At 72.4% G+C, this 26219-nt stretch carries 28 protein-coding genes and 1 pseudogene; 18 read left to right on the forward strand and 11 right to left on the reverse strand.

Features of this window, described 5'->3' with window-relative positions; all coding sequences use genetic code 11:
* The 4 genes from MXD60_RS00455 to MXD60_RS00470 form a co-directional block, all read left to right on the forward strand.
* A partial coding sequence (locus MXD60_RS00455) for an ATP-binding protein (RefSeq protein ID WP_248816657.1) occupies positions 1-2658 on the forward strand: 2658 nt, incomplete at its 5' end.
* The gene (locus MXD60_RS00460; protein WP_248816658.1) at positions 2622-2975 is read left to right on the forward strand and encodes a response regulator; all 354 of its coding nucleotides are present in this window, start codon (positions 2622-2624) and stop codon (positions 2973-2975) included. The genes MXD60_RS00455 and MXD60_RS00460, both read left to right, overlap by 37 nt.
* A gap of 157 nt (positions 2976-3132) precedes the next feature.
* On the forward strand, positions 3133-3771 hold the full coding sequence (locus tag MXD60_RS00465) for a response regulator (protein ID WP_248816659.1): 639 nt from the start codon (positions 3133-3135) through the stop codon (positions 3769-3771).
* A gap of 525 nt (positions 3772-4296) precedes the next feature.
* On the forward strand, positions 4297-5982 hold the full coding sequence (locus tag MXD60_RS00470) for a serine/threonine-protein kinase (protein WP_248816660.1): 1686 nt from the start codon (positions 4297-4299) through the stop codon (positions 5980-5982).
* Here the strand turns inward: MXD60_RS00470 and MXD60_RS00475 are convergent.
* Positions 5972-6619 (reverse strand): alpha-ketoglutarate-dependent dioxygenase AlkB, encoded by a 648-nt coding sequence (locus tag MXD60_RS00475; RefSeq protein WP_248816661.1) that lies wholly within the window; start codon positions 6617-6619, stop codon positions 5972-5974. The genes MXD60_RS00470 and MXD60_RS00475 overlap by 11 nt on opposite strands.
* 355 nt (positions 6620-6974) lie before the next feature.
* Between MXD60_RS00475 and MXD60_RS00480 the strand changes: the two genes are divergently transcribed.
* Positions 6975-7520: a MarR family winged helix-turn-helix transcriptional regulator gene (locus MXD60_RS00480; protein WP_248816662.1), complete on the forward strand. Its 546-nt coding sequence runs from the start codon at positions 6975-6977 to the stop codon at positions 7518-7520.
* Positions 7521-7547: 27 nt separating this feature from the next.
* On the opposite strand, the gene MXD60_RS00485 is transcribed toward MXD60_RS00480, so the two are convergent.
* The 4 genes from MXD60_RS00485 to MXD60_RS00500 all read right to left on the reverse strand — a co-directional run bounded on the left by MXD60_RS00485 (position 7548) and on the right by MXD60_RS00500 (position 11861).
* A complete protein-coding gene (locus MXD60_RS00485) occupies positions 7548-7829 on the reverse strand; it encodes a metal-sensitive transcriptional regulator (protein ID WP_248816663.1) in 282 nt (93 codons plus the stop codon).
* Positions 7830-7863: 34 nt separating this feature from the next.
* On the reverse strand, positions 7864-10062 hold the full coding sequence (locus MXD60_RS00490; RefSeq protein ID WP_518467093.1) for an allophanate hydrolase: 2199 nt from the start codon (positions 10060-10062) through the stop codon (positions 7864-7866).
* Positions 10063-10193: 131 nt separating this feature from the next.
* Positions 10194-11030, reverse strand: a complete 837-nt coding sequence (gene biuH, locus MXD60_RS00495) for a biuret amidohydrolase (protein WP_248816666.1) — start codon at positions 11028-11030, stop codon at positions 10194-10196.
* 108 nt (positions 11031-11138) lie between these two features.
* On the reverse strand, positions 11139-11861 hold the full coding sequence (locus tag MXD60_RS00500) for a GntR family transcriptional regulator (protein WP_248816667.1): 723 nt from the start codon (positions 11859-11861) through the stop codon (positions 11139-11141).
* A 444-nt stretch (positions 11862-12305) separates the two neighbouring features.
* Here MXD60_RS00500 and MXD60_RS00505 point away from each other — a divergent pair, with 444 nt between their 5' ends.
* Entirely contained in the window at positions 12306-12956 is a 651-nt protein-coding gene (locus MXD60_RS00505) for an alpha/beta fold hydrolase (protein ID WP_248816668.1), read from the forward strand.
* Positions 12957-13200: 244 nt separating this feature from the next.
* On the opposite strand, the gene MXD60_RS00510 is transcribed toward MXD60_RS00505, so the two are convergent.
* The gene (locus MXD60_RS00510; protein WP_248816670.1) at positions 13201-13344 is read right to left on the reverse strand and encodes a hypothetical protein; all 144 of its coding nucleotides are present in this window, start codon (positions 13342-13344) and stop codon (positions 13201-13203) included.
* 187 nt (positions 13345-13531) lie between these two features.
* Positions 13532-13819 (reverse strand): hypothetical protein, encoded by a 288-nt coding sequence (locus MXD60_RS00515; RefSeq protein ID WP_248816671.1) that lies wholly within the window; start codon positions 13817-13819, stop codon positions 13532-13534.
* Positions 13820-13898: 79 nt separating this feature from the next.
* On the opposite strand from MXD60_RS00515, the gene MXD60_RS00520 reads away from it, so the two are divergent.
* Both MXD60_RS00520 and MXD60_RS00525 read left to right on the forward strand, forming a co-directional pair.
* Positions 13899-14129 (forward strand): hypothetical protein, encoded by a 231-nt coding sequence (locus MXD60_RS00520; RefSeq protein ID WP_173402713.1) that lies wholly within the window; start codon positions 13899-13901, stop codon positions 14127-14129.
* Positions 14130-14869: 740 nt separating this feature from the next.
* A complete protein-coding gene (locus tag MXD60_RS00525) occupies positions 14870-15100 on the forward strand; it encodes a hypothetical protein (RefSeq protein ID WP_248816673.1) in 231 nt (76 codons plus the stop codon).
* 14 nt (positions 15101-15114) lie between these two features.
* Here MXD60_RS00525 and MXD60_RS28435 read toward each other — a convergent pair.
* Positions 15115-15351: pseudogene (locus tag MXD60_RS28435) on the reverse strand (FmdB family zinc ribbon protein); the annotation flags it as partial.
* The gene (locus MXD60_RS00535; protein WP_308222324.1) at positions 15336-16145 is read right to left on the reverse strand and encodes a 5-formyltetrahydrofolate cyclo-ligase; all 810 of its coding nucleotides are present in this window, start codon (positions 16143-16145) and stop codon (positions 15336-15338) included. The gene MXD60_RS00535 and the pseudogene MXD60_RS28435, both read right to left, overlap by 16 nt.
* Before the next feature lie 279 nt (positions 16146-16424).
* Here MXD60_RS00535 and galU point away from each other — a divergent pair, with 279 nt between their 5' ends.
* From galU to MXD60_RS00565, 6 genes are all read left to right on the forward strand, one after another.
* Complete coding sequence (gene galU, locus MXD60_RS00540; RefSeq protein WP_248816674.1) at positions 16425-17354, forward strand: UTP--glucose-1-phosphate uridylyltransferase GalU; 930 nt, start codon at positions 16425-16427, stop codon at positions 17352-17354.
* A 275-nt stretch (positions 17355-17629) separates the two neighbouring features.
* A complete protein-coding gene (glp, locus tag MXD60_RS00545) occupies positions 17630-18994 on the forward strand; it encodes a molybdotransferase-like divisome protein Glp (RefSeq protein WP_248816676.1) in 1365 nt (454 codons plus the stop codon).
* Positions 18994-19524 (forward strand): cyclic pyranopterin monophosphate synthase MoaC, encoded by a 531-nt coding sequence (gene moaC / locus MXD60_RS00550; protein WP_248816677.1) that lies wholly within the window; start codon positions 18994-18996, stop codon positions 19522-19524. Before glp ends, moaC begins: the two co-directional genes overlap by 1 nt.
* Entirely contained in the window at positions 19521-20063 is a 543-nt protein-coding gene (locus tag MXD60_RS00555; RefSeq protein WP_248816678.1) for a MogA/MoaB family molybdenum cofactor biosynthesis protein, read from the forward strand. Before moaC ends, MXD60_RS00555 begins: the two co-directional genes overlap by 4 nt.
* A 10-nt stretch (positions 20064-20073) precedes the next feature.
* Positions 20074-20703, forward strand: a complete 630-nt coding sequence (locus MXD60_RS00560; RefSeq protein WP_248816764.1) for a GNAT family N-acetyltransferase — start codon at positions 20074-20076, stop codon at positions 20701-20703.
* A 644-nt stretch (positions 20704-21347) separates the two neighbouring features.
* A complete protein-coding gene (locus MXD60_RS00565; RefSeq protein ID WP_248816679.1) occupies positions 21348-22637 on the forward strand; it encodes a SepX/GlpR family protein in 1290 nt (429 codons plus the stop codon).
* An 18-nt stretch (positions 22638-22655) separates the two neighbouring features.
* Here MXD60_RS00565 and MXD60_RS00570 read toward each other — a convergent pair whose 3' ends face one another.
* Positions 22656-23408 carry a cyclase family protein gene (locus tag MXD60_RS00570; protein WP_248816680.1) on the reverse strand — a complete coding sequence of 251 codons (753 nt, stop codon included), beginning with the start codon at positions 23406-23408 and terminating at the stop codon, positions 22656-22658.
* Between the two features lie 214 nt (positions 23409-23622).
* On the opposite strand from MXD60_RS00570, the gene MXD60_RS00575 reads away from it, so the two are divergent.
* A complete protein-coding gene (locus tag MXD60_RS00575) occupies positions 23623-24189 on the forward strand; it encodes a YbaK/EbsC family protein (protein WP_248816681.1) in 567 nt (188 codons plus the stop codon).
* 136 nt (positions 24190-24325) lie between these two features.
* Positions 24326-24661, forward strand: coding sequence for a hypothetical protein (locus MXD60_RS29175; RefSeq protein ID WP_248816682.1), 336 nt, complete (start codon positions 24326-24328; stop codon positions 24659-24661).
* Between the two features lie 56 nt (positions 24662-24717).
* Here MXD60_RS29175 and MXD60_RS00585 read toward each other — a convergent pair whose 3' ends face one another.
* Positions 24718-24966, reverse strand: a complete 249-nt coding sequence (locus MXD60_RS00585) for a hypothetical protein (RefSeq protein WP_248816683.1) — start codon at positions 24964-24966, stop codon at positions 24718-24720.
* Between the two features lie 158 nt (positions 24967-25124).
* Between MXD60_RS00585 and MXD60_RS00590 the strand changes: the two genes are divergently transcribed.
* The gene (locus tag MXD60_RS00590) at positions 25125-25355 is read left to right on the forward strand and encodes a sortase domain-containing protein (protein WP_368861157.1); all 231 of its coding nucleotides are present in this window, start codon (positions 25125-25127) and stop codon (positions 25353-25355) included.
* A 138-nt stretch (positions 25356-25493) separates the two neighbouring features.
* On the forward strand, positions 25494-25955 hold the full coding sequence (locus tag MXD60_RS00595) for an anthrone oxygenase family protein (RefSeq protein ID WP_248816685.1): 462 nt from the start codon (positions 25494-25496) through the stop codon (positions 25953-25955).
* Positions 25956-26219: the final 264 nt, after the last annotated feature.

Here is a 26219-nt window from a genome sequence, read left to right on the forward strand (position 1 = left end):
CTGGGCGGCCAGGCGCACGTGCGGGGCGTGTCCGGGGTGTGGCGGGACCTGACCGAGTCGGTGAACTCGATGGCCGGCAACCTCACCGGCCAGGTCCGCAACATCGCGCTGGTCACGACGGCCGTCGCCCGCGGCGACCTGTCGCAGAAGATCACCGTTCCGGCGCAGGGCGAGATCGCCGAGCTGAAGAACACCGTCAACACGATGGTCGACCAGCTCTCCTCGTTCGCCGCGGAGATCACCCGGGTGGGCTGGGAGGTCGGCGTCGAGGGCAAGCTCGGCGGCCAGGCGACGGTCGCCGGGGTGGCCGGCACCTGGATGGACCTCACCGACAACGTCAACCAGCTCGCCACCACGCTGACCATCCAGCTGCGGGCGATCGGCGACGTGTCCACCGCTGTCACCCGGGGTGACCTGACCAGGTCGATCACGGTGGAGGCCGAGGGCGAGGTCGCCGAGCTCAAGGACAACATCAACCAGATGATCGCGCGGCTTCGGGAGACCACCGAGGTCAACGCGCAGCAGGACTGGCTGAAGTCGAACCTGGCCCGGATCGGCAGCAAGATGCAGGGCCAGCGCGACCTCTACGCGGTCTGCCAGATGATCATCAGTGAGATGACCCCGGCGGTCAACGCCCAGCAGGGCACGGTCTACCTGCTCGACTTCATCGAGGGCGACAAGCTGCGCTACGTCGCCGGCTACGGCTCGGTGCCGCGACGGCGCTCGGACGGCACGTTCCTGTTCGGCGAGGGCCTGATCGGCCAGGCGGCACTGGAGCGCAACCGCATCCGGGTCGAGCACGTGCCCGCCGGCTACCTCAACATCCGCAGCGGACTGGGCGAGGCACCACCGTGTGATCTTGTCGTTGTCCCGGTCGTCTTCGAGAACCAGGTGCTCGGGGTCATCGAGCTGGCCTCGTTCACCCCGTTCTCCGAACTGCACCTCACTCTTGTCGACCAGCTCGTCGACACCATCGGCGTCGTGCTCAACACGATCATGGCGAACGCGCGGACGGAGGAGCTGCTGGCCCAGTCCCAGCGGCTCACCCAGGAGCTGCGCTCGCAGTCGGTCGAGCTGCAGCGCACGAACAACGAGCTGGAGGAGAAGGCGGCGCTGCTGGAGGACAAGAACCGCGAGATCGAGCTGGCCCGCATCGGCCTGGAGGAGAAGGCCGAGCAGCTCGCGCTGTCCTCGCAGTACAAGACCGAGTTCCTGGCCAACATGAGCCATGAGCTGCGCACGCCGCTCAACAGCCTGCTCATCCTGGCCAAGCTGCTCGCCGACAACCCGGACCGCAACCTCTCCCAGAAGCAGATCGACTTTGCCGAGACGATCCACTCGGCCGGTTCCGAACTGCTCGGGCTGATCAACGACATCCTCGACCTGTCCAAGGTCGAGGCCGGCAAGATGGACGTCGACGCCACCAGCGTGCGCACCGCCTCGCTGTGCGACGCGGTCGCCGGGGCCTTCGGGCCGCTCGCCGACGAGAAGGGCCTGGCCTTCGAGGTCAACCTGGCCGCCGACGTGCCCGCGGAGTTCGTCACCGACGAGCAGCGCCTCCAGCAGGTGCTGAAGAACCTGCTGTCCAACTCGGTGAAGTTCACCGACTCGGGCACCGTGCGGCTCGACGTCACGCTCGCCCGCCCGGACCTGCCGCATCTGGCCAGCCACCTGCGCTCGGCCGGCACGGTCCTGTCGTTCGCGGTCTCCGACACCGGGATCGGGATCGCCGCCGACAAACTTCGAATGATCTTCGAGGCCTTCCAGCAGGCCGATGGCACGACCTCGCGGCGCTACGGCGGCACCGGCCTCGGCCTGTCGATCAGCAAGGAGATCGCCCGCCTGCTGGGCGGTTCCATCGCGGTCTCCAGCGCGGTCGGCCGGGGCAGCACCTTCACCCTGTACCTGCCGGCCGCGCCGCTCGCGCAGATGCCGGTGTTCGGGGTCACCCCCGGCGAGCCCGACGACGTGCTCATGATCGTCGGCATGGCCGACGGTGGTCTGCCGCGGGGCAACGGCGAGCTGGTGCCGGCGTCGGCGAGTCTGGCGACGGACGGCATCGAGGTCGGGACAGCGCAGGCGTGGCGCCACGGCGGCACGCACCGGTCGGGTCGTGATGACTGGTCGGAAGGCGGCGCCGGTGCCGGCGCCGCGGCCGCCCGCAACGGGGCCCCGGGGGGGGGTGCCGCGCGTGCGGCCGGCCGCCCGCCCGGGGCCCCCCGGGGGGGGGGGGGTCGCCGGGGGCGCCGGGGGGCGGGGGGCCCCCCCCCGCGGCCGACCGAAACGGTGCCACGGGGGCGGGTGCCGAGCGTGCGGCCTCCGGCCGGCCGGAGGCACCGGTTGCCGGGCCCGACCCGGCCACCGCTGGCGCGAACGGGGCTGGCGCGAACGGGGCTGGCGCGAACGGAGCCGGCACGAACGGAGCCGGCGCGGCCCGTTCCGGCGGCCCCGCGCGGATCGCGAACGGGTCGGGCGGTGGGGCCGCGACCACTCCGGCCACCTGGCGGCCGAGTGAAAGCGAGGAGGGCATACCGTTCCTCACCGGTTCGGCGGACACCGACGGGCGCGCGCCGGTCGACGCGTCCGACGGTTCCGACCCGCTTCTCGGGACGACCGTCCTCGTGGTGGACGATGACGTTCGCAACGTGTTCGCGTTGACGAGCGCGCTGGAGATGTACGGCATGCGGGTCCTCTACGCGGACAACGGCCACGACGCCATCCGAACGCTGCAGCAGGAGACCGGAGGGGTTCACCTGGTCCTGATGGACGTGATGCTGCCCGGCATGGACGGCAACGAGACGATGTCGATGATTCGAGACATGTCCGCGTTTGCCGAGCTCCCGATCCTGGTACTGACCGCGAAGGCCATGCCGGGGGACCGGGAGAAGAGCATCACCGCCGGGGCGTCCGACTACATCACCAAGCCGGTGGATCTTGACCACCTCCTCGGGGTGATGCGGTCACATCTGTATTGATCAGATCGCGTATGGTGCGCATTCGGGTGTCTACAGGTGGGGCGGTGGCGCGCCGCCAGAGGCAATCGGCGATGGTGGTGGGGTGGCTACACCCACCACGGACCGGCAGGGCGACCGCGCAGGTCGGCAGGGCGACCGTGAAGGAGGAGGCAGGCGGGTGACCGAGCGGACCGGCGGTTTCGCTGACGGTGAAGGCGGGCCGACCGCGGAACGGCCCCGTAGCAAGATCCTTCTCGTTGACGACCGGGCGGACAACCTCATGGCCCTGGAGGCGATTCTGGCCTCGCTGGACCAGGATCTCGTCACCGCGTCCTCGGGCGAGGAGGCGCTCAAGCGGCTGCTCGTCGACGACTTCGCTGTGATCCTTCTAGACGTCCAGATGCCCGGAATGGACGGATTCGAGACGGCCCATCGGATCAAGCAGCGTGGGCGTACCCGGGACACGCCGATCATCTTTCTCACCGCGATCGACCGGGAGCCCCACCATGCTTTCCGGGGTTACGCCGTCGGCGCCGTCGATTACATCGCGAAGCCCTTCGATCCGTGGTTGCTGCGGGCCAAGGTCAGTGTCTTCGTGGAGCTGTTCGAGAAGAATGAGCGACTCTCCGAGCTCGCCCACCAGCGAGTGCGGGACTTCGACCTGATGGCGGAGGTCGCCGAGCGGCTCATCGCGCTCGACGTGCTGTTGGAGGGCAGCGGTGACGGCACCGCGGACGAGACGCTCGCCGCCGCCGGGGCCGAGGTCCGTGGGCTGGTCGCCCGCCTTCAGCCGTTCGCCCGGTCCGCCAACTCCTGACGCGGGCCGGACCACTGTCGTCGCGGCCCGGTCGGGGCGGAGGCGGTCCGGCCGGGCCGATCGGCCGCCGCTCCCCCGCGGGGGACATCCCTGCGGGGGCGTCCGGGGGGCACGAACGGGTGGGACCCGTGGCCGCGATTGGCCGGTTGGAGCGTTCCCTCGGTCACATCATCAGGTCGTCGACGTCGACGACGGACCCGGCAGTGAACGCCGATGCGTTCGCGCGTTCCTACGCACGGTCATAACCGCTGAGTCGGCGGGTGTCGTACCGGCCGTCAGGCCGCTCAGGTCGCTCCGGCGCGCCCGCTGCGGCGGGGGTCCTCTCCCGGGGCGGACCGATTCATCGGCGCGCAATGTTCCGCCGTCGCCGATAACATGGATTTGTCGACCAGATCCGCCGGCGTACCTGCACGGCTGGATTGCCCGAACCGCAGGAGGTTTCGTCGTATGGCGATAGCCCGGCGCGATCATCATGGGCTGACCGGGTTTGACCCAGCCACTATCGGTCCGTATACGGTTGAACGGATGGTCGTTGACGCCGGGACCGGGCCGGTGTTTCTGGCGCGTAACAATCGCGCGCAGCCGGTTCTCGTCAAGACCGTCACCGCGGGCTTCGCCCGGGATGCGAACTTCCGCCGCCGCCTGAGCGCCGATCTCGACCGGCTCCGCGAGCTCGCGCCGTTCTGTCTGGCCACGATCCTGGACGCGGACATCGAGGCCAGCCCGCCGTACGTGGTTGTCGAGTACGTCGATGCGCCCACGCTCGCGACGAGCGTCGCCGACGAGGGTCCGTTGTCGGCCTCCGACGCCCTCCGGCTGGCGCTCGGACTCGCCACCTCGCTCGCCGCACTGCACGAACTGGACATTGTCCTCGCCGATTTGAAGCCCACTAATGTGGTGCTTTCCGGACAAGGTCTACGACTCGTCGATTTCGGCCTGGCCAGGGTGCTGAATGGCGACCTGCCCGATAATTCGGGAATGTCCGTCGGTGGGATTGGAACGCTCTCGTTCATCAGTCCCGAACAGGTTCTCGGTCAGCCGGTAACGGCGGCGTCCGATATCTTCACCCTGGGCGGGGTGCTCCTCTTCGCGGCGACCGGCCGGCCGCCGTTCGGCCAGGGCAGTCCCCGCGCGCTGCTCCAGCGTGCGGTCTACGCGGAGCCGGACCTGTCCGCGCTCGAGCCGGATCTGCGCGGCCTCGTCGCCGCCGCCATGCGCAAGGACCCCAAGCACCGGCCCGAGGCGGCCGAGCTGCTGGAGCGCCTCCTGGGCGACCTCCCGGCAGGCGACCCGGACCCGACCGGCGTCGCCCACCCGTCGACGACGCGCCCGCCCGCCGAGGCGGCTCCCGCGACCGTCGCCCCCCCGGCGCAGCGCCGTCCCACCACCGGGGCCACGCCTGTCCCGCTGCTCGTCAAGCCGCGCAGGCCAGCTGATGACCTGGAGCCGGTCACTCCCGCGGTCGAGTCCGCGAGGAGATCGTCCGCTGGCGGCAGGCCCGCCCCGCGGTCGGCCAGCGCGCGGACGGTGGCCGCGGCCGTCGCCGGCGCGGACGCCGACTTCGCCGCCGGCCAGGCCGCCGAGGACGACACTGCGCCGGCCGGCGCCAGCCCGCGTGGCGGCATCGTGGCCGGCAGGGTCGTCCCGGGTCTGGCGGACGTCTCGGAAGGCGACCTGGTCCTGCCGGCTGACCGGGTCGAGTCCCACGGCACTGCTCTCGACGAGCGGGACGATGTCGACCCGGACGACCTCGACCCAGACCTCGACCCCGGCGACGACGACTCGGCGGACGACCGGTCGTCGCGGCGGTGGCGGCCGGTGACCGCCGGCGCGGGCCGGCCGGACGGCGACCGGCCGGCCGGCGCAGGTCCCGCCGCAGCGGTGGCGCGCAGATGGCCGGGCGGCGGGCGGTGGCACCTCTCCGGGGCCGGCCAGCGCCTGCGACCGGAGCGCATCGACGGTGATCAGCTTGTCCGGCCGCCCGGGGTTGGCGCCGTCCGCGCCGTGCCGCCAGCAGGACCGGGCGACGATCGGCTCGGGCGGCCCGCCGGAGCCGAGGCCACCCCGGCTGAGCAGGCAGCTCCGTTTGCGCAGGCAGCTCCGTTTGCGCAGGCAGCCAAGGTCGACGACGCCCGGCCGCCGGTCCGTGGCTGGTTGCGGCGGGTCCTGCCGATCGGTTTCGCCGACGGGGGCCGTCGCGCTATCGGCTGAAGTGCCGGGCCGCGCCGTAGTCGGGCCCCTGCTCGGGACGCCCGGACCGGGAGGTCCACCGCCACTGCACCGAGATGCGGCCGCCGACGTGGCCATGGACCCGCGGGACGGCGTGCAGCCAGTCGGCCTGCGCCCGGCCGCCGAGAACGATCAGATCACCGCTGGCGGGGGAGAGGTCCCGGCCGCCGGGCGCGTGCGGGTCGTTGAGCAGCCGTCGGCCCGGTGGCAGGTGACGTGACTTCACCAGGAACGGCCGGCGCGCGCCGAGGCTGAGAATGGCGATCACCGTGTCGTCCAGCCAGCGCATCTCACGGTCCCGGTGGAAGGCGACGGCGTCGTTCCCGCCGCGGTACATCGACATGCCGAAGCCGTCGAAATCCACTCCGTAGGTGCGCCGCAGCGAGCGGTAGGCGTCCACCAGCGGGGGAAAGGGGATGGGACCGCCGCGCGGGATCCACGCGCTCAGCCGCGGTGCGGTGATGTGGCGTTCGTACCGCCACATGGTTCCCTGCCGCCAGGGCAGACCGTCGCGCATCGCCGCGTACAGGTCGTCCGCGCCGCGCAGCCACCCGCGGGCCACGTCCACCCAGGACTGGTCGTCGAGCCAGATCCGCTCGGCGCGGGCGGTCGGACTCACCCCGCCGACCGCCGGATCCGCCCCCGAGCCGCGAACGCTCCCCACATCCGGCAGGTCCGGCGGGTCTGGCGGAGCAGGCGCCGGTCCGGGCGGGGGCCAGCCTGCGTCCTTCACGGGATCGACGCTACTCCCGCTGGATGCGGCGGCCAGCAGGATGATCTGGACGGGCCGTGCCCGCCCCTGGACCGGCACGGCGTAATCTCCGTTCAGCCAGGGAGCCCTGTGGACGAGTGGACGTACTCCCGCGTGTGCGGGGATGGCGACTCCCACACCCACTGGAAGGGGAGGTCGCCACCTTGACGAAGCGGCATTTCCTGCCTGCCGTCCAGGGCATGGTCCCCGCGTCGCCGCCCCGATGAACGGCCCTTCGGTCGACGCCCAGACCGCGGGCGGCGTCGACGGCGGGTCCGCGGGCCCAGCGGCCGGCTCGGATGGTGATCTGGCTGGTCTGGACCGTGACGTGCGTCAACTCACGGAGGTCGTCAACCGGCTGCGGCGGGCCCTGCGCGCCAGCATCCGCACCGAGTACACCTGGGAGTCGCTGCCCATGGCCCAGGTCGAGCTGTTGCAGTGCCTGGCCGAACGCAACGGCGCCCGGGTCGGGGAGCTCGCCGGTCTGCTGCGGCTCGCCCCGAACAGTGTCTCCACGCTGGTGCAGCACCTGTCAGACGCCGGCTACCTGCACCGCGAGCGGGATCCCGCCGATCGTCGGGCGGCCCTGCTGCGGCTGACGCCGGTCGGGGCCGCCGCGCTCGCGGGCTGGCAGCGAGCCCACGAGCGGCGCCTGGGCACGGCCCTGGCCCGGTTGGGCGAGGGTGACCGGACGGCGATTCTGGCCGCGTTGCCCGCGCTGTCGAACCTGGTCGAGGCCCTCGGCGACCGCGGCGAACCGGACCGCTGAACCGCGCTCGGCAGGCCGCGCGACGGTTCAGGAACGCACGAGCCGCGCGATCGCCGCGGACGCCTCGCGCAGCTTTTCGTCGGCGACGGGTCCGCCCTCCGTGGCGGCGTGGGCGACGCAGTGGCCGAGATGGTCCTCGAGCAGACCGAGCGCGACCGACTGCAGGGCCCGGGTGGCCGCGGAGACCTGGGTGAGGATGTCGATGCAGTACTTGTCCTCGGCGACCATCCGTTGCAGGCCGCGAATCTGGCCCTCGATTCGCCGCAGGCGGGCGGTGTACTCGTCCTTGGAGTTGGTGTAGCCGTGCATCCACCGCGCCTTCCCCCAGGTGACAGGTACCCCCCTACGGTACCCGGGACGGTGTGGGCTCCGACCGGGATCCGGCGAGGAAGCGTCGCCACCCGCCAAGCTCGCTGATGTCCTCCGCGCCCGCGACAGCCGCCGACTCGCACAGGAAGCCCAGGGTCGGCCCACCGACAAGGTCGACCGTTCCGATCGCGAGCGGGGCCGGAACCCCGCGCAGGAACGTGCCGACCGCGGCGACCGGCATCCGCCACACCTCGGCGTCGATCGCCACTCCGTCGGCGGCCACCCGCAGCAGACCAGGACGGCGGGGCGGGCCGCCGGGCAACGCGTACAGGCGGTAACGCGGCAGCGTGCGATCGCGGCGGAGCAGCACCGCGCCGAGACGGACCAGCTCGCCATTGAGCGGCAGCCCACTCATGTGGGCACCGACCACGGCAACGTCCACCCGGTCCGTGTCCACCCGGTCCGTGTCCACCCGGTCCGTGTCCACCTCGTCCGCGGGACTCACCGGCGAAGCCGACGTACCGTCGGCCGCTGCGACACCTCGGGCGGCGGGCGTCGTACCGCGGAGGGTCACGGAGCCCGAGCGGACCAGGGCATGGCCCGTGGCGCCCAGGGGCAGGGCCGCGCGGGACTGGAACTGCGTGGCGACGTCCGCGAGAAGCGTGTCCCGGCCCGCCGGCGCGATGAACGTCACCCCGTGCGGAAGTCCGTCGGCGAAGCCGGCCGGGACCGCGATGGCGGCGAGGTCGAGCAGGTTCACGAAGGTCGTGTAGTGACCCAGCTCGCCGTTGCGCCCGATCGGGTCGGCCAGCACCGCCTCGACCGGGTAGGTCGTGGGCACGGTGGGCAGGACCAGCACGTCGATCGTTGTCCACACCTCATCCACCTGCTGGCGCAGCGCGCGCAGGTGGGACAGCCCGCGGAAGACGTCCACCCCGCTGATCCGCGATCCGGGGGCGAGCACGGCCCGGACGACCGGGTGCGTCTGCTCCGGTCGGGCCATCACGAACTCGCCCACCGAGGCGAACCGTTCGGCCAGCCACGGTCCGTTGTAAAGCAGCGCGCCGGCGGCCAGGAACGGCGCGAGGTCGACCTCGCGCGTCCGGTCTCCGCCCGCCCTGATCAGTTCCAGGCTCCGGGCGTGAACGGCGCGGGCCCCGCGGTCCCCGAAGAACGTCAGATCCTCCGGTCGGGCGATGCCGACGCGTAGTCTGCCCGTGCCTGGTCCGGATGGGTCGGTGCGCGGACCTGGCCCCGGACCTGGCCCCGGACCTGGCGGGTGGCCCGATCCGATCAGGCGCTGGCCAGCCGGCGAGCTGACCGGCCCGGACCCGACACCCGGCGGCGGCACGAGCGGCAGGCGGCGGGAGTACGGGTCGGCCGGGTCGTAGCCGTTCATGACCGACAGCACCAGTCGGGCGTCCGAGACGCTGAGCGCGAAGACGCTCAGGCAGTCCAGCGAGCGGCAGGCAGGGACCAGACCCCGGGTGCTGACCAGACCCCGGGACGGCTTCAGCCCGACGACGTTGCTCAGCGCCGCCGGTACCCGGCCCGAACCGGCGGTGTCGGTCCCGATCGCGAAGGTCACCAGTCCGACGGCGACCGCGACACCGGAGCCGGAACTGGAGCCGCCGGCGATCATTGAGGAGTCGAACGGCGAGACAGGCGTGCCATAGGGGGAACGGGCGCCGGACAGTCCCGTGGCGAACTGGTCGAGGTTCGTCTTGCCGACGCACACCGCGCCGGCGGCGAGCAACGCGGCCACGGCGTGGGCGTCCTCGGCCGGCTCGCGGGCGAACGCCGGGCAGCCCGCCGTGGTCGGCAGCCCCGCGACGTCAATGTTGTCCTTCACCGCGAACGGCAGCCCGAACAGCGCGGGCAGGTCGGCCTGGTCAGCCGGATCCTGGCCGTCCGGACGGCCGTCGTCGGGCCCGCCGGCCCGGTCGGCCGGCGGGCCCAGGAGCGCGTCCCGTTCGGTGTCCAGCGCCACCGCCCTCGCCAGGGCCTCCTCGCGCGGCACGGTCGCGATCCACACCGCGTCGTCGCCGCGCCGCTCGATCCGGTCGTAGACGGCCCGGATGACGTCTGCCACCCGCAGGGTTCCGGCCCGGTATCCGGCCCGCAGGGACGCGACCTGCAGATCCGCAGCGTCCGCCGCGGGCCATTGCCGTGGCTGTCCGGGGGATGCCCTGGGCGGTTCTGGGGATGCCCTGGGAAGTTCCGAGGATGCCATGGGCGCTTCGGGTGATTCCCTGGCTGGTGCGGGGGATGCGGTGGGCGCCTCGGGGGATGGAGTGGGCCGTGGGGGGGCCGGTCTGGTCGGATCGGGGGAGGGCGCGTCGATCGCCATGCGGGGGGTGCCGCTCAGCGGGCGGCGGTGGCGGCGGCGGTGACCGCCGACCGCACCGCATCGGATGACGCGACCGCGCCAAACACGCCACCCTGCATTTTGACCATGTGCAGGGCGGCCGCGTGGTTGGCCGGATCCGTCGCGCCGGTGCAGTCCGACAGCAGTAGGCACTCGTACCCGCGGTCGTTGGCGTCGCGCATCGTGGTGTGCACGCAGACGTCGGTCGTGATGCCGGTCAGGATGATGTGCGTGATCCCGTGCCGGCGCAGGACGAGGTCCAGGTCGGTCGCGTAGAAGGAGCCCTTGCCGGGCTTGTCGATGATGATCTCGCCGGGCAGTGGTGCGACCTCGGGCACGATTTCCCACCCGGCCTCGCCGCGGGTGAGGATCCGGCCGCGCGGACCGCGGTCGCCGATGCCGGCGCCGATCTGCTTCGACCGCCACAGCTTGTTCGGTGGGCAGTCCGACAGGTCCGGCCGGTGGCCCTCGCGGGTGTGGATGACGAGGAAGCCGAGTGGCCGCAGCAGGTCCAACAGCGCCGCCGTCGGCGCGAGGCCCGCGCGGGTCAGCGAGAGGTCGTAGCCCATCGCGTCCACGTAACCGCCGGGGCCGCAGAAGTCGACCTGCCAGTCAATATTGATCACAGCGGTCGTGGCCGGGCTGAACGAACCGTCGTACGGCCAGGCGTAGGGCTCGGCGCTGACCGGGCCGATCCGCAGGCCGCTGCCCTCGGCCAGGCGGTCGACGTTCGGCGGGGGCGGTCCCGCGGTGACGGCCGGGCGCCCGGGAGCGGCCGGGACGATGGTGGACTCCGTGTCACCATCGGTGACGGTGGACGTGGTGATGGTCATGGTGGCTCCTCTCGGGCGAGCCGACGGTCAGCTATGAGCCGGCGGACGGCAACAGCGATCGTTACCTTGGGTCGCTGGTGTGGCTGTCGGGGCGCCGATCCTGGGCGGTCAGTCCCGGCTGGCCGTGGTGCGATGGCGGTTGAGCACCATCTGGGTGATCGCCCGGGCCGCGCGCTTCTCGACGACGTCCATGGATTCGCCGACGTGCCGACGCAGGGCGACGACGCTGCCCTCGAGATCGCCCGAGAGCACCCTCTCGACGATGTCGAGATGCTGGTCGATGGTCAGATGAACACGGTCGGCCGTCACGAAGTCGTACATGCGGACGGGCCGGATCCGGGCATTGATCGAGTCCAGCATGTTCGCCAGCTCGGCATTCCCGGATGCTCTGCTGAGGGCAATGTGGAAACCCTCGTCCAGGCCGACGAAGGCGGGATCGGGGGCGGGCGGATCGTCCCGCAGCGCCCGCCAGGTGTCCCGCAGCGGCTCGAGCAGGGCCGGGTCGTGGGCCGCGCCGGACTCCACCGCGCGTTCCAGTCCGCGCAGTTCCAGTGTGACCCGGATCTCGTAGAGGTCGCGCAGCCCGCCCAGGTCGGGTTCGGCCGGGTAGTAGCCGCCGTCCGGGCGCCTCTGCACGAGCCCGTCGCTGGCAAGCCTGGTCAGGGCCTCGCGGATCGGGGTACGGGAGACGCCGAGAAGGGCCGCGAGGCGTTCTTCGGCGAGTCGATCCCGGAAGGAGAACTCCCCGGACATGAGCCGCTGGCGCAGGGCGACATAGGCCTGGTCGCGAAGATTCCCGGCGGCGGACCGGGAGGACGGGGACGCAGTCATGCAGCCGAGCATCCGGCATCGGGCCGGGCGGCGCGGCACCCGCCTCGGCCTGGCCACCCGAGCCCGGCCGGACGGCGACTTCCGACCGGAGCGTGGCGGCGGCCGTGACAGGCTTTCCGTCCGTATTGCATACTGACCTGTATACAGGGCCGTGTACATGGTTGGGACGTTAAGGATTCCAAGGTTTCCAATCAATGCATCGACTGTTACGTTCGTCTGCCGGCGATTGCGGGTCTGTTAACGACGGGGACCGTTGTCGCGGCCAGATCCGCCCACCGGTCGCGCGGCTGGCCCGGTACGTCGGGTTGGCGGCGGGTTGGACGCCGGGAACCTCGGAATGGAGGGGCCGCAGTGGCACAGCTCAGCTCGGCCGGCCACCCGGCCGGCCACCCGGAAGGCCACACTGAGGGTCAGGCAGGGGGCAACACGGAGGGTGAGGCGGGGGTGGAGCCGCCCGGCTTCGTGGGGATGTTGCCACCCGTCGTCCTGGTGCACGGCACCGCGACGACCGGCGCGGTGTGGCGCCGGGTGCGCCGGGAGCTCGGCGACCGTCGGGTGCACGCGCCGGACCGGCCGTCGAGCGGCAGCCTCTCGACCGAGTTGGCGGCGCTGCGGCCCCTGCTCGACGGTGCGGTGTACGGCGGGGTCAGCGGTGGGGCCACTCTGGGCCTCGCCCTGCTCGCCGCCGGCGTTCCGCTCGCCGGGGCCGTGCTGCACGAACCTGCGGTGGGATCGCTCCTGCCCGGCCTGCTGGCGCCGGTGGCGGCCGCCTACGCCGACGGTGGGGTGGCCGCGCTCGCCCGAACCCTGTACGGCCCCGCGTGGACGCCGGCGGACGCGCCGTCCGATCCCGCGGTGGTCGAGCGCGACCTGGCGATGTTCCTGGAGTTCGAACCGGAGCCGCTGCCCGAACGGGCAGGTCCGACGATCATCACGGTCGGCGCGAACTCTCCGCCGGTGCGCCACCGGGCCGCGGCTCTGCTGCGGGAACGGCTGGGCCTGACCGTGCGCGTTCTGCCGAACTGCGGGCACGCGGCCCATCTGGAGGCGCCAGCGGCCTTCGCCCGGACTCTGTTTGACGTGTACCGACCCTGACGGCTGGTCAGGCCGCCGGATTCCCAGGCGGAATGCGGCCCCGGCGACGGATTACCGGGTACCGGACCCGGATGGTTGGGGAAACCGGACCCGGCACCCTGGTAATTCCGCGGCGAGACATCTCGATCGGCACGGTTGTCGGCTGGGTGGACTTACCGGCCGGAGGGCGCAATACACCGGAAAGGGCGGGTGTCGGACTTTCCGGGCCGGCGGCCACCCCGCCGACGGTCGGCGACGCCGCTGGTCAGCGCTCCACGTGGTGCGGAGGCAGATCCGCGATGAGCCGCTCGATGTCCGGATCCTCGTCCTCGGACAAAGACTCGTCGCCCCATCCGATCTCTCGTTCGTCCTCGGTCCAGTCGTCCTCACGCGGCTCGGTGACGCCCATGGCCTTCCCCCTTGTGTGGCGTGCTTGTGCGACGTGCTGTGTGGCGTGCTGTGTGGCCTGATTGTGTCCTGTGCGCCCGCCGGAGAAATCGACCTGTCGTCGAGGCGGGCCGCCGCCGACCGGTCACCCGTGCCGTCCTGCCTGGCCCGGGTGAGCGGCGGTCAGCTACCGGCCGGTCCGCCGGCGGTCAATCTACGCCGCGCGTCGGCGGCGGCATGGCCAGAGCGTGGCCAATCACCTCGACGACGAGCCGCAAGGTGGCCCTGCTGCCCGCGAGAAAGGCGTCTGCCTCCCGCTGTGACCAGGCGCTGGCCACCACGCCGGGTTCTGGGGCCTGGGCGGCCAGGGTCGCCCGCAGCGCTGCTCGGTACCGGCTGACCGTGATCGGTGGATCCCCGATCGGATCCTCGTCGTATGCCTCGTCGCGGTCTAACAGCGCCCCGACCTCATCGGCGCGGCGCGGGGTGTGGGGCATGGTTTCCTCCTCCGTCTTAATTTGCTGTCAAGCAAATTAGACCCTAGCGAGGTTCTTGGGGAAGAGCAAAGTGGTTACGATGTTCCGTGTGGACGACGGTGAGCAGTTGGTCGGCATCGGGGACATCGCGTTCCAACTCAAGATCACTCGCCAGGCGGTGGACTACTGGACTCGCAAGGACTCCCGGTTTCCGGCGCCCTTGCAGGTCATCAACGCGCCGACGGGTAGTGGGGCCAAAGGGACCCGAGTTTGGCGCAAGCGAGAGGTAGACGCCTGGATCGTGGAGCACTATCGGCGGCGCAAACAGTAGACCGGCTGGTCAGCCTGCCGGAGCGGGTGCACGATCCGGTCTGGACCGATCGGGATCGACGTCCGGTGTGGTCCCGCAGCTCGTTGGCGTCAGCGCGATCGGGCTGCGGCCGAAATGCGTCGGCGCCCGGAGTGCCGTTTGCTCTCAAGCGCATTTCGGTGAACTGGGCGAATAGGTCGATTGCTTCCGAGTGGGAGTGACGACGTGGCGGAGCGGCGGCGATGTCGCATGCTCCGCACTGGTCGCGCCGCCACGTGGCGGTCGCGCGCATTGAGTCGGATTCGCGACACGTCGTGGTCCGTCGTGCGCGGGCCCGCCCGCCGTCACCGCGCGTGGTGGGCTGGCTGGTGCCGAGGCGGTCCGATGGTCGCTCTGTACGGACAACTCTGTACGGACAACCAGCCATGGAACCGGGTAGAACGACCATCGCGGCTGTGCGGCCTGACTCCGAACCGCGTGCGACGTCGACCCAACGTGGGTCCTCGGTGCCGCACTGACCGCCGCGCTCGCGAGGGCGTCACCGGAGGCGCTCCGCGCCCAGGTCGGCTACGCGTGCGTTACTGGCCGATCGAGCGGTCCGGTGGCGTGTGGTGGGTTGGCCGGCACCAGCCCGGTCCTGGCTCGTCCGGGCCTGAACAGCGGCAGCCCATCACCGTACGTACCGAAGGCGTCCGGGCACGGACGCCAGGACGCCTTCGGTAGACGGCGAGGCCTGCGCAGCCGTGGGCGGCGGAGGCTGCGTGCCAGCCGGTGGTCAGGCCGCCGCGGTGCTGGAGGCCGTACTCGTGCTCGCGGAGGACGCGGCAGGCGTCCCGCTGCCCGCCGCGGCGCCGGACGAGGAGTCCGACGACGAGTCTCCGTTGGTCGACGTCGAACTGGTGCTGCTGGAGCTCGCGGCGTCGCCGGCGGTGTCCTTCGGGCGTTGCTGGGTGGCGCCGCCCGAGGAGCTCGACCTGCTGTCGTTCTTGTAGAAGCCGCTGCCCTTGAACACCACGCCCACCGAACCGAACACTTTCCGAAGTCGGCCGGCGCAGGTCGGGCACTCCGTCAGTGAGGCGTCGCTGAAGCTCTGGACGACTTCGAGATCACGCCCGCAGTCGGTGCAGCGGTACTGGTAGGTAGGCACGTACTCCTCCCGGAGTTGGCACTCGGTAGTGGCGACTGCCAACTTTAGCTCGTGAGCGGGCCCGGATGTTCCCGGGTCCGTCAGACGGTTTCGCACCGTAGAGTACGACTCGGTGTGACGATGATGTCCACGCTGCGGTCATGTGGCTCGGACGGCACCCGATCGAGCAGTTCCTGATCATAGATGACGGCGATCACCGCGGCGCCGGCGGCCCGCTGCAGCGCCCGGTCGTAGGAGCCGCCGCCGCGGCCGAGTCGCCGCCCCGCGTGGTCGACGGCGAGGGCGGGCACGATCACCGCTCCGGCTTCGGCGAGGTCCCCGGGCGGCGCCGCGGCCGGGGGTTCCCGCGTGCCGAGCGCACCTGGCACGAGCGTGCCGACGTGCGCGCGGAAGTCCAGGTCAAGATCGGCGCGCAGGGTCGGCAGGAGCACCCGGGTGCCCTGCGCCAGCAGCCGGGTGAGCAGATCGCCAAGATCCGGCTCCCCGGGCAGCCCCACGTAGCCCGCCACGCACTGGGCGCTGGCGACCTCGGGGAGCCGCAGGATCCGGGCGGCCAGCGCGGCGGGGCCCGGCCGCGACCCGGAGCCGCGCCGCGGCGCTGCCAGGGCCCGGCGTTGGGCCAGCATCCTGGCGCGCAGCCGACTCTTGGCGACGCTGACGGACACGGTCTCGAGCGGCACCGTGTCCGGTGTCACCGTGTCCGGTGTCACCGGGTCTGGGGCCACCGACTCGGGGGGCGCCGGCCCGGTGGCCGGGCGTGACGCGGCCGCGTCCGGATCGGCCTCGCCGGGGTCGTCCGTGCCGGGCGCGGCCGGCGGGCGTAGGTCGGGCGTCGAGGGGCTGACGGCGGAGGTCCGCTGGTCGTCTGGTGAAAGGTGGTGTCCCACCATGCGCGCGGCCTCCCGCTGATCGGCGCCGCAGGGGCGTTGCTGCGGTCGCTGACCCTGGATGATGCACTGTTCGGGCCACTGGGTGGCGGTGTCCGCGTGGCCACGGCCGCCCGTGGCCGGATCCTCCCGGGCGGGGCGTTGCCCGCGCCTGCCACCGAACCCGCCGGGGGACGGGAACGCCATCGCCTCGTCCGGTGCCGGAGCGCCGTGAGCTGTGTGTTGTCCCTGAAGGCGGCCGCCGTGATGCTTCTGCTGCGCCGGTCCCGCTAAGGTCTGTCCATGCCAGTGACGAAGGCGGTAATTCCGGCCGCGGGTCTGGGTACGCGCTTCCTGCCGGCCACGAAGGCAGTGCCCAAGGAGATGCTGCCGGTGGTCGACAGGCCGGCAATCGAATACGTCGTCGAGGAGGCTTCGCGGGTCGGACTGCGCGATGTCCTCCTTGTCACCAGTCGCAGCAAAAAGGCCATCGAGGATCATTTCGACCGAGAAGCTGAGATCGAGGCGGCGCTCGAGCGCAAGGGCGACGAGACTCGCCTGGCCAGGGTGCGCGCGTCGTCCTCGCTCGCCGAGGTGCATTCCGTTCGTCAGTCCTCGCCGCGCGGGCTGGGGCACGCCATTCTGTGCGCCGCGTCGCACGTCGGTAACGAACCGTTCGCGGTCCTGCTCGGTGATGACCTCATCGACGAACGTGATCCGCTGCTGGAGGAGATGCTTACCGTCCAGGCGCGTTTCGGGGGCAGCGTCATCGCGCTGATGGAGGTCCCGCGCGAGCAGGTGTCGCTGTACGGCGTGGCCACCGTGGAGGCGGTCCCCAGCGGTCCCGACGACCGGTATCCGATCGTGAAGATCCGCGATCTGGTGGAGAAGCCGCCGGTCGCCGAGGCGCCGAGCAACCTGGCGATCATCGGCCGTTACGTCCTGGCGCCCGAGGTGTTCGAGGTGCTGCGCCAGACTCCGCCCGGCCGGGGCGGGGAGATCCAGATCACCGACGCGCTGCGGACCCTGGCGCTGCGGGCGGCGGAGGATCCGCAGGCCGCCCCGGTGCACGGCGTCGTCTTCACGGGCCGGCGTTACGACACGGGTGACCGGGTGGACTACCTGAAGGCGGTCATCCGGCTGGCCTGTGAGCGGGCCGATCTCGGTCCGGAACTCTATCCGTGGCTCGAGGAGTACGTCGCGGCGGGTGGGCCGAAGGAAGGCCTGTCCTGATTGTGGTATTTCATCCACTTGTCATCTACCGGACATTCCTGGTTGCATTCGTTTAACCTCGGCGGCCTGGCGGTGGGTCGGTAACGCTTCCGGAATCGGCCGACGCGCGGTCCCGTGCGGACCCGCCGTCGGCCGACGATCCGGCTCGGGTGCGCCACTTGGCGTGACCAGTGGTGCCGAGGTGATGCCCGGGTTCCGATGGCCGTAGCCCGGGTGATGGCGGAACGCGGCAGCGCGAGTCACCATCGACGGGCACGGAACGGGGACATGCGCCGATGACGACGGTGGACGAACACCTGGAGCGGATCCTTTCGGCGGTCTCGCCGGGCCGTCCCCGGCGAGCCGATCTGCACCAGGCCCACGGCTGCGTGCTCGCGGCCGCCGTCCGGGCGACCGTGGCGCTGCCCAGCTTCGACAACTCGTCCATGGACGGCTATGCCGTGCGCGCCGCCGATGTCGCCGACGCCACCGAGCAGGAGCCCGTCACCCTTCCGGTCGAAGCCGACATCCCGGCCGGACCCGGCACCCCGGCCCCGCTGGCGCCGGGCACCGCGGCCCGGATCATGACCGGCGCGCCGCTGCCCCGCGGCGCGGACGCGGTCGTCCAGCTGGAGTGGACCGACGGCGGGCGGACGTCCGTCGCCGTGCGCCGCCCGGTCGACCGCGGCCGGCACATCCGCCGGACCGGGGAGGACGTCACCCCCGGCTCGCTGATCCTGCCCGCCGGGACGATCATCGGAGCGGCCCAGATCGGTCTGCTCGCCGCCGCGAACGTGGCGCGGCCGCCGGTGCACCCGCGGCCCCGGGTCGCGGTGCTCTCCACCGGAAGTGAACTCGTCGAGGTCGGTTCGCGCCTCGGCGACGGGCAGATCGTCGACTCCAACAGCCACGCGATCGCCGCCGCCGCCCGGGAGACCGGCGCCGTCGTCGACCGGCTGACCGGCGTGCCCGACGACGCCGATGCCTTCGCCAAGGTCTTCTACGCCCTGCTGTCCGACTACGACGCGGTGGTGACCACCGGCGGGGTCAGCGTCGGCGCGTACGACGTCGTCAAGGAGGTGCTGACCGGCGCGGGCAGCGTCCAGTTCGACCAGGTCGCGATGCAGCCCGGCAAGCCGCAGGGCTTCGGCGTGGTCAGCGGCGTCCCGGTCTTCACCCTGCCGGGTAATCCGGTCAGCGCGCTGATCTCCTTCGACCTGTTCGTCCGGCCGGCTCTGCAGCGCATGCGCGGGCTGCCGGCGACGGGCCTGCCGCGGGCCGAGGTGACCCTGGACGCGCCGGTGCGTTCGGTGCCGGGCCGGCGCGGCTTCGTCCGGGTCACCCTGGCCGGCCTCGGCCCCGACGGGCGGCCCGGCCCGGACACCCTCGCCCGCCCGGCCGCCAGCCAGGGCTCCCACCAGCTCTCCTCCCTCGCCAGCGCGCAGGCACTGGTGATCGTGCCGGAGGAGGTGACGCAGGCGCCGGCCGGCTCGCGGCTCGTGGCGCTGTTGCTCGGCAACGGCCCAGGGTCCATCCTCTCCGGAATGGGCTGGGCGGATTCCGACTCGACGGACACGGGCGGCTCCCGCGCGGGGGGATCCCACCAGGCGTCGCCAGCGGCGGGCGCGCCGAAGGAGCCCGGCCCGGAGCCCACCCGCTGATGACGCACCCACATCTCACCCACCTCGACGAGCACGGCGCGGCCCGGATGGTCGACGTCTCCGCGAAGGACGTCACCACCCGGACGGCCACCGCCGCCGGGTTGCTGCGGGTCACCCCGGAGGTCGTGCGGCTGCTGCGCGGCGCGGGCGTGCCGAAGGGGGACGCCCTCGGGACCGCCCGGATCGCCGGGATCATGGGCGCGAAACGCACTCCCGACCTCATCCCGCTGTGCCATCCCATCGCGATCTCCGGTGTGACGGTGGACCTCACCGTCCATGACGACGGCGTGGAGATCACCGCCACGGTGCGGACCGCGGACCGGACCGGCGTCGAGATGGAGGCGTTGACCGCGGTGACCGTCGCCGCCCTGACCCTGCACGACATGGTCAAGGCGGTCGATCCTGGCGCGGAGCTGACCGGTGTGCGGTTGCTGGCGAAGACCGGTGGCCGGCGCGGGGACTGGCGGGCCGAGCCGTCCCGGGAGCCTGCGGGCGAGCCCGGCTCCGGGGCGGGGAGCGCGCCCCGATGAGCGCGGCGGCCAGGCCGCCGGCCGGCTCCCGGGCCAGGGTGGTCACGGTGTCGGATCGGGCCTACCGAGGCGTCTACCCGGACCGGTCCGGGCCGCTGCTCGCCAGCGGGCTTGCGGCGCTCGGGTTCGCCGTCGACCCACCGCGGGTCGTGCCGGACGAGCGGGAGCGGATCGAGGGCGCCCTGCGCGAGGCGGTCGCCGCCGGCGTCGAGCTGGTCGTGACGACCGGCGGTACCGGCCTGGGGCCGCGCGACGTGACACCGGAGGCGACCGACGCCGTCCTCGAACGACCGATCCCGGGCCTGGCCGAGGCGCTGCGCTGCGCCGGCCGGGACGCCGTGCCGACGGCCGTGCTCTCCCGCGGCCTCGCCGGCACGGCCGCGGGCACGTTGGTGGTGAACCTGCCGGGCTCGACCGGCGGCGTCCGCGACGGGCTCGGGGTGCTCGCCGGGGTCCTCGCGCACGCCGTCGCCCAGTTGCGGGGCGCCGACGATCACGGGTCCGTGCCCGGGCACGGCCCGGCCGGGACCGGAGGTTAGCGCGGCCATGGTGCGGGCCCCGGGTTGGCCGGCCATCCTGTCCGAGGGGCCGGTGACGGTGCGGCCGCTGCGGCTGCGGGACGCCTCGGCCTGGGTGGAGGTGCGCCTGCGCAACGCCGACTGGCTGGCGCCCTGGGAGGCGACGCCGCCCGGCCTGGTGATGGTCCGGGAGACCTGGGCGCAGCGGCAGTCCGTCGGCGTCTACCGGCAGATGTGGCACCGTCTTCGGCAGCAGGCCCGGATCGGCGTCGCGTTGCCGTTCGCCGTCGCCTTCCAGGGCCGGCTCGTCGGCCAGGTGACCGTTTCGCCCATTGCCCGCGGCGCCTTCAACAGCGCCCAGGTCGGCTACTGGGTGGACCGTGATTTCGCCGGCCGGGGCATCACCCCGACCGCGCTCGCGCTTGTCGTCGACCACTGTTTCGGCCCGGTGGGGCTGCACCGCGTCGAGGCGAATGTGCGCCCGGAGAACGCGGCCAGCCAGCGCGTGCTTGCCAAGCTCGGCTTCCGCGAGGAGGGGCTGCACCGGCGCTATCTCGCCATCGACGGCCACTACCGCGACCACATCTCCTTCGCACTCACGACGGAGGACGTTCCCACCGGGCTGGTGTACCGCCTGCGGGAGAACACGCGGCGCCACTGAGCCCACGGTCGAGGGTGCCCTCTCGACGGGTTGGCGTCCGGTGGGTTGGCACCTCGGCGGAACCAGAACGGTGACCCCGGCCGCCCGGTGCCCTGCCGCAGCGGCTCCACCTCGGGGGTTCCCGCCACCGGCCGGGGGTCCACAGGTGGGTGGCGCCCGGGTGGGGTGATGAGTTCCACGTCGCGCGCGGCGCCGCTGTCGTGAGGCGGACGTCCAGGGCCACTGTCACCCCCTGTTGTTCCCGCACTCACGCCCGAGCTCATTCCCGGCGTGGAGCTGGACCCTCGTGCTTTACCCGAGTGCCGCCGTATGTTGTCCCGTGATCTTCCTTGGTGTCTGAATTTGGTTGGACGACGACAGGACGATCGAGTCACACCTCATTGCGGATGCGACACGCGGGGTGCGGGTCGGTGACCACGTGGATTTCGCTCACTAGCGTCAACCCCGAAATCGCAATCCGCTGGTGTCGAGAAGAGGCTCCCCATGGTCTGCACCGCCGCCCCCGCCGCGCCTGTCGCGTCCGGCGCGCGCGGTGCGCGCCCGGTATTCGATGCGGTACGTCCTGTCCTCGGGAGGCCGGCGGTCGCACATCCGCCCGCGTCGCCCCACGCCGCGTGCGTTGCGCGTCGGGGAGTGATGTTCCGGTGAGCGCGCTGATCTGGGTGGCGATCGTCGCGGTATGGGGATTCGTGCTGATTCCCATGTGGCTGCGCCGCCACGACACGTCCTCCGAGCAGCGTGCCACGGAGCGGTTCACGGTGGCGATGCGGGTGCTCTCCCGCCGCCCCTCGGTCCACGACGAGGGAGTCGTCGACCGGCCGCTCGATGATCATGAGAGTCTCGACAGGGTGGGAGGCACGGCCATGTCGCACGCGGAGTCGATGGACCCGCCGGATCCGCTGACCCGGGAGGAATCCGCTCCGGCCCGCCCGGTGGCCACGACCGGGCCGCGGGCCGCGCGTCCGCTGGGCGCCCGGTCGGCGCCGGACCTGCGGGTCGAGCGGCGCGATACCGCCCGAACCGGCCCGAGACGGCGACCCGGCCCCGAGCGGGCGGCCGCGATGCGGGTTCGCCGACAGCGGCTGACGCTGCTGGCCGCGCTGTTCCCGCTGACGGTCATCCTGGCCGCCGTGCTCGGCGGACTGTGGATCGGCGTGCAGCTGCTGGCCGATCTGGCGATCGCCGGCTACGTCGTACACCTGCGTCGTTCGGCCCAGGTCGAGCGCCGCCTCGAGATCACCCGGGCGGCGATCGAGCGGCGCATCGAGGCCGAGCGGGCGGCCCGCGGCCGCCGGCGCCCCGCCGGTTCCGCCTTCGCCTACCGCGGCCGGGACGCCGACGGGCCGGCCGATGCTGAGGACGACTTCACCCCCGAGGAGCTAGCGCACGCCCAGGCGGAGACGATCGACCTCGGTGTGCTGATGTCCACGGCGTCGACCAGGTCCGGCGACTGGTCCGAGCCGGCCGATGACGAGCGGTGGGAACCGATCTACGCGGACGGCGCCGGGCACCCCGCGGCCCAGGTCGCCGAGCCCGGGGCAGGCCACGCGATCGGCGGCGGCCCCGCGGCGGTGCTGCCCTCGCGCGGCGCGGTCGATGCGGACCAGTTCTACGAGGCGCACCAGGTCGTCGAGGCGTATCAGGTCGTCGACGCGGACGTCGCCCTGGAGGTGGACGTCGAGGTCGAGATGGCGGTCGACACCCCGGAGGTCGCCCCGGCCCGGGCGGCTGCCCGCCCCGTGAACCGGCCGACGGGCCGGCCGACCACCTCCCGTCCCGGCCGCGTGCAGATCAACCCACCCGGCACCCACGGCGGTCTGACCGCCCCGCCGGAGGCGGCGCCGACAAGCCCGGCCGCCGGCGTCGAACCGGCCGCCGCGGTACCTGGCGAGGAGATCGACCCGCTGCTGCGCCGGCACGCCGTCGGAAGCTGACCGGCGGCGTCCACCCGCTCACCGCGGTGGCGGGCCCAGCCGGGCGACCGCGCGGACGGGCCCACCGTCGGCACCCGCCAGCGGCAGCGGGAACAGGAAGACCTCGATCGGCCGCCCCTGTGCGGCAGCGTCCAGCAGACCGCCCAGGGCGGTCAGGTTCTCCACGATGACCGCGCCCGCCCCGCACAGCACCCGGTGCGCCGCCAGGCCGGGCTCCCCGTCCGGCGCACCGGCAGCCACCGCGGCGAGGCCGGCCGGTCCGTGATCGCCCGGCCCGGTCGTCGGGTCGACGCTCGCCGCGTCGATGCCGACGGTCCGGACACCCGCGTCGACGATCGCCCGGGCTGTCGCGGCCGTCAGATACGGATGGTCGAGGTACTCGGCCCGACCCCAGTGCCGAGACCAGCCGGTCACGATCAGGACGACGTCGCCCGCGCGCAGCCCGGCCGGCAGCGCGCCTGGCCCGATCGGGGCCCGCGGCGCCAACCCGCGGGCGTCGACCAGCGCCACCGGCCCGGTGAAGCGTTCCAGCGGCAGCTCGTCGAGGCGGGGCAGCCCGTCGTCGACATGCCAGGGCGCGTCGACATGCGTGCCCGTCTGCGATCCCAGCCGCAGGCACTGGACGTTGACGCCGTCGACCCCGACCCGCAGCGCGGGCTCGACCGCCACCTCGGGGTCCCCCGGGTACACCGGCATGCCGGTGGTGATCGCCACCGAAAGGTCGATCAGGTCCCCCGGGGGCGGATCCGGTTCGACGGAACTGCTGGACATCGCGGACCTCCGGCCCGATCGGGTGCCCGCCGACGCGACGGGCCTGCCACCACCATGGAGCTGTCGCTTCCATAGGGATAAACCGGCCGCAAGACCCTGTGGAAGCGACAGGAAGCCCTTCTCCCACGTACCCCCGGGGCCTGTCCGCGCCGCATGCTGCCGCGGTCGCCCCCGGCCGCCGCCGCCCCGGCCACCGTCGCCGTAGCCTGCTGGCATGACCGACATCGTGCAGCCGGTCGGCGCGCTCGCCGGCGCGGACCTGCTGGCCGTCGCCACCGCGTCGGCGCTCACGAACTGGCCGGACCCGGCCACCCGGCCGCTGCTCGAACAGGCGGAGGTCGCCGAGATCGATCCCGAACTGGCCGACACCGCGGCCTTCTGCGAGCGCTACGGCGTCGCCCCGGGCGACTCGGCGAACTGTGTGATCGTCGCGGCCCGCCGCGGGGAGGTCACGACGCTCGCGGCGTGCGTGATCCTCGCGACGACCCGGGCCGACGTGAACGGCCTGGTCCGGCGGCGGCTGAACGCCCGCAAGGTGTCGTTCGCGCCGATGGACACGGCGGTGGCGCGCACCGGCATGGAGTACGGCGGCATCACGCCCGTCGGCCTGCCCGCCGACTGGCCGGTGCTGGTCGACCGGGTGGTGGCCGAGCATCCGCGGGTCGTCGTCGGCTCCGGGCTGCGCCGGTCGAAGCTGTGGGTGCCCGGCGCGCTGCTCGCCGCTCTCCCGAACGCCGAGGTCGTCGACGACCTCGGCCGTCCCGAGCCGGCGGCCCGCTAGCGCGCCGCCCACGATCCTCCCGGGCAGCGCGGTCACCGACCGCAGCGCTCGTTTCGGCTTCTGGGCCTGACGGCGGCACCGCCGAACGCCGCCCCGGGCTTGACAGCCTGCCCCCGCACCCGGCAGAATCGAATGCGTGTTCGAATTCCTCGGAACCCGGCCACGGCCCCGCCTCGCGACGCGTGACCATGCCGCCGGGCGGCGCGCGCCAGCCGTCGGACCTCCTTCGCGGATCGACGCCACCGCGCCACGCCCGTCCGCCGCGCTGCCGCCGAGCGTGGCGCGGGTGGCGGCGCGCAACCGGCTTTCCGCCGACCTGCTCGCCGCCCTTCTCACCGTTGACGGCCGCTCCCGCGCGACCCTCGACGACATGGAGCGCGCCGACGCCCTCGCGGACGCCATGCTCGCCCGCCGCCGCCAGCGCGCCACCCCCCACCGCCCCGACCTCACCGCGGTCGGCCGGCGTGGCTGACCCGGCCCCGGTGGGTCGACGCCGAGATGACCCAGGACGTCGAGGACTGACGCCGGTCAGCCGGCCTCGGTGGCCCCCGGGCTGGCCGGAGTCTCGTGCGGGCGGTTGCGGCGCCGGCGCTGGGCGTTCCAGTCATCCACCGTCGAGCGGTGCCAGCGCGGCCGCCGCCGGTGGGGCTCCTTGCCGTCGTCGGGGTCGTCGGGCTTCGGCGCGGATCCGTCGGCGACGGAGGCGCGCCAGGAGGACGCGGTCAGGCGAAGGCGGTCAGCGACTTCGGTGACGGTCAGCAGAGGATCGGCGTCCATCTGACCATCGTGCCTCCGCCGCCCCAGCACGACGCTGCCAGACGGATCACACCTGAATATCCCGAATTGTCGCATCATCTGTGGGTAGGTGAGTGCCGCCCTGACGAACCCGCTGCGGTAGGCCCACACCACCAGGCGGCCCGGCGGACTGCTACCGGCTGCGCGGACTGCGCGCGGGCGCCAGGGTGTTCGTCGACCGGGCGGACGTCACGACCGCGACCTTCGTCGTGGACAGGCTGGCCGAGTTCGCGAAGGCCGACTTCCTGGACCAGGAGGTCCACCACTCGGGCAGCGGCGCACAGCTTCGCCTGATCACCTGCGGCGGCCACTTCAACCACGGTACCGGCCACTACCACGACAACGTCGTCGTCTTCGCCCATCTCGGCTGAATCGGGCGGCGGCCAGGCCCGCTCCGCTGGGACATCCGCCAGGCCAGGCATGAAGTGGACAACGGGCGGCGACGACCCGTCCGGCTTGGTACGAATGCAGCCACTCAGCCGCGCCTGATGGATGGAGTACCGAAGATCATGGTCTCGTCCCTTGTAGTGGTCTCCCTCGTTCTGACCGGCCTCGTAGCGGGGACAATGACCATTGGTCTGGTCGCCGTGCGGCCCGCGATGCACTCGCTGCCCGCGACGACCTACGTGCTCGTCAAGCAGGCGTTCGATATCAGCTATCCGAAGTTCATGAAGCCGCTGCAGATCGCCGGCCTGCTTTCGACGGTGGCCCTGGCGGTGGTCGCCGCCGTAGCTGGCCCCGCAACCTGCGCGATCCTGGCCGCGGTCGCCGCGGTGGCCGTCTTCACCAACATCATCGTCACGGTGCGGGGCGATCTCCCGATCAACAACGCGATGGCCACCTGGACGCCGGACGCCCCGCCCAGCGACTGGCAGTCCCAGCGCGCCCGCTGGGACTACTTCAACTCCATCCGGACGATCGCCGCGGTCAGCGCCCTGGTGCTGCTCGCACTGGCGGCGACCGCGTCCTGACGCGGGTCTCCGAAGCGCCAACTCGATCAGGCTCTCCGACATCACGGCGGCTCGTCAGTCAACCCTCGCCTGGGCCACAGGGTCGCCAACCGGATATGCCGACGCCAGTCGAAGATCGCGAACGAGTTCGTCGACCGCCGCGAGTCACGTGTCGCATCGTGCACAGGTGTGCGTAGGGCCGCCGCTGCCCGTGAACGTGGGTCGTCTCGTACGACAACGAGTACTTCTGGACGAGCCAGGGGGCGGGCCGACGGAAGCGGACCG

The sequence above is a fragment of the Frankia sp. AgB32 genome (genome assembly GCF_023243045.1).
Classification (GTDB): Bacteria; Actinomycetota; Actinomycetes; order Frankiales; family Frankiaceae; genus Frankia.

Excerpts from the sequence above, each read along its gene's own strand:
- MXD60_RS00470 (WP_248816660.1), top strand. The coding sequence starts at position 4,297 with ATGGTCGTTGACGCCGGGACCGGGCCGGTGTTTCTGGCGCGTAACAAT.
- MXD60_RS00480 (WP_248816662.1), top strand. The coding sequence starts at position 6,975 with ATGAACGGCCCTTCGGTCGACGCCCAGACCGCGGGCGGCGTCGACGGC.
- MXD60_RS00485 (WP_248816663.1), bottom strand. The coding sequence starts at position 7,829 with ATGCACGGCTACACCAACTCCAAGGACGAGTACACCGCCCGCCTGCGG.
- MXD60_RS00490 (WP_518467093.1), bottom strand. The coding sequence starts at position 10,062 with ATGGCATCCTCGGAACTTCCCAGGGCATCCCCAGAACCGCCCAGGGCA.
- biuH (WP_248816666.1), bottom strand. The coding sequence starts at position 11,030 with ATGACCATCACCACGTCCACCGTCACCGATGGTGACACGGAGTCCACC.
- MXD60_RS00500 (WP_248816667.1), bottom strand. The coding sequence starts at position 11,861 with ATGACTGCGTCCCCGTCCTCCCGGTCCGCCGCCGGGAATCTTCGCGAC.
- MXD60_RS00510 (WP_248816670.1), bottom strand. The coding sequence starts at position 13,344 with ATGGGCGTCACCGAGCCGCGTGAGGACGACTGGACCGAGGACGAACGA.
- MXD60_RS00515 (WP_248816671.1), bottom strand. The coding sequence starts at position 13,819 with ATGCCCCACACCCCGCGCCGCGCCGATGAGGTCGGGGCGCTGTTAGAC.
- MXD60_RS00520 (WP_173402713.1), top strand. The coding sequence starts at position 13,899 with ATGTTCCGTGTGGACGACGGTGAGCAGTTGGTCGGCATCGGGGACATC.
- MXD60_RS00535 (WP_308222324.1), bottom strand. The coding sequence starts at position 16,145 with ATGGTGGGACACCACCTTTCACCAGACGACCAGCGGACCTCCGCCGTC.
- galU (WP_248816674.1), top strand. The coding sequence starts at position 16,425 with ATGCCAGTGACGAAGGCGGTAATTCCGGCCGCGGGTCTGGGTACGCGC.
- glp (WP_248816676.1), top strand. The coding sequence starts at position 17,630 with ATGACGACGGTGGACGAACACCTGGAGCGGATCCTTTCGGCGGTCTCG.
- moaC (WP_248816677.1), top strand. The coding sequence starts at position 18,994 with ATGACGCACCCACATCTCACCCACCTCGACGAGCACGGCGCGGCCCGG.
- MXD60_RS00555 (WP_248816678.1), top strand. The coding sequence starts at position 19,521 with ATGAGCGCGGCGGCCAGGCCGCCGGCCGGCTCCCGGGCCAGGGTGGTC.
- MXD60_RS00570 (WP_248816680.1), bottom strand. The coding sequence starts at position 23,408 with ATGTCCAGCAGTTCCGTCGAACCGGATCCGCCCCCGGGGGACCTGATC.
- MXD60_RS00575 (WP_248816681.1), top strand. The coding sequence starts at position 23,623 with ATGACCGACATCGTGCAGCCGGTCGGCGCGCTCGCCGGCGCGGACCTG.
- MXD60_RS00585 (WP_248816683.1), bottom strand. The coding sequence starts at position 24,966 with ATGGACGCCGATCCTCTGCTGACCGTCACCGAAGTCGCTGACCGCCTT.
- MXD60_RS00595 (WP_248816685.1), top strand. The coding sequence starts at position 25,494 with ATGGTCTCGTCCCTTGTAGTGGTCTCCCTCGTTCTGACCGGCCTCGTA.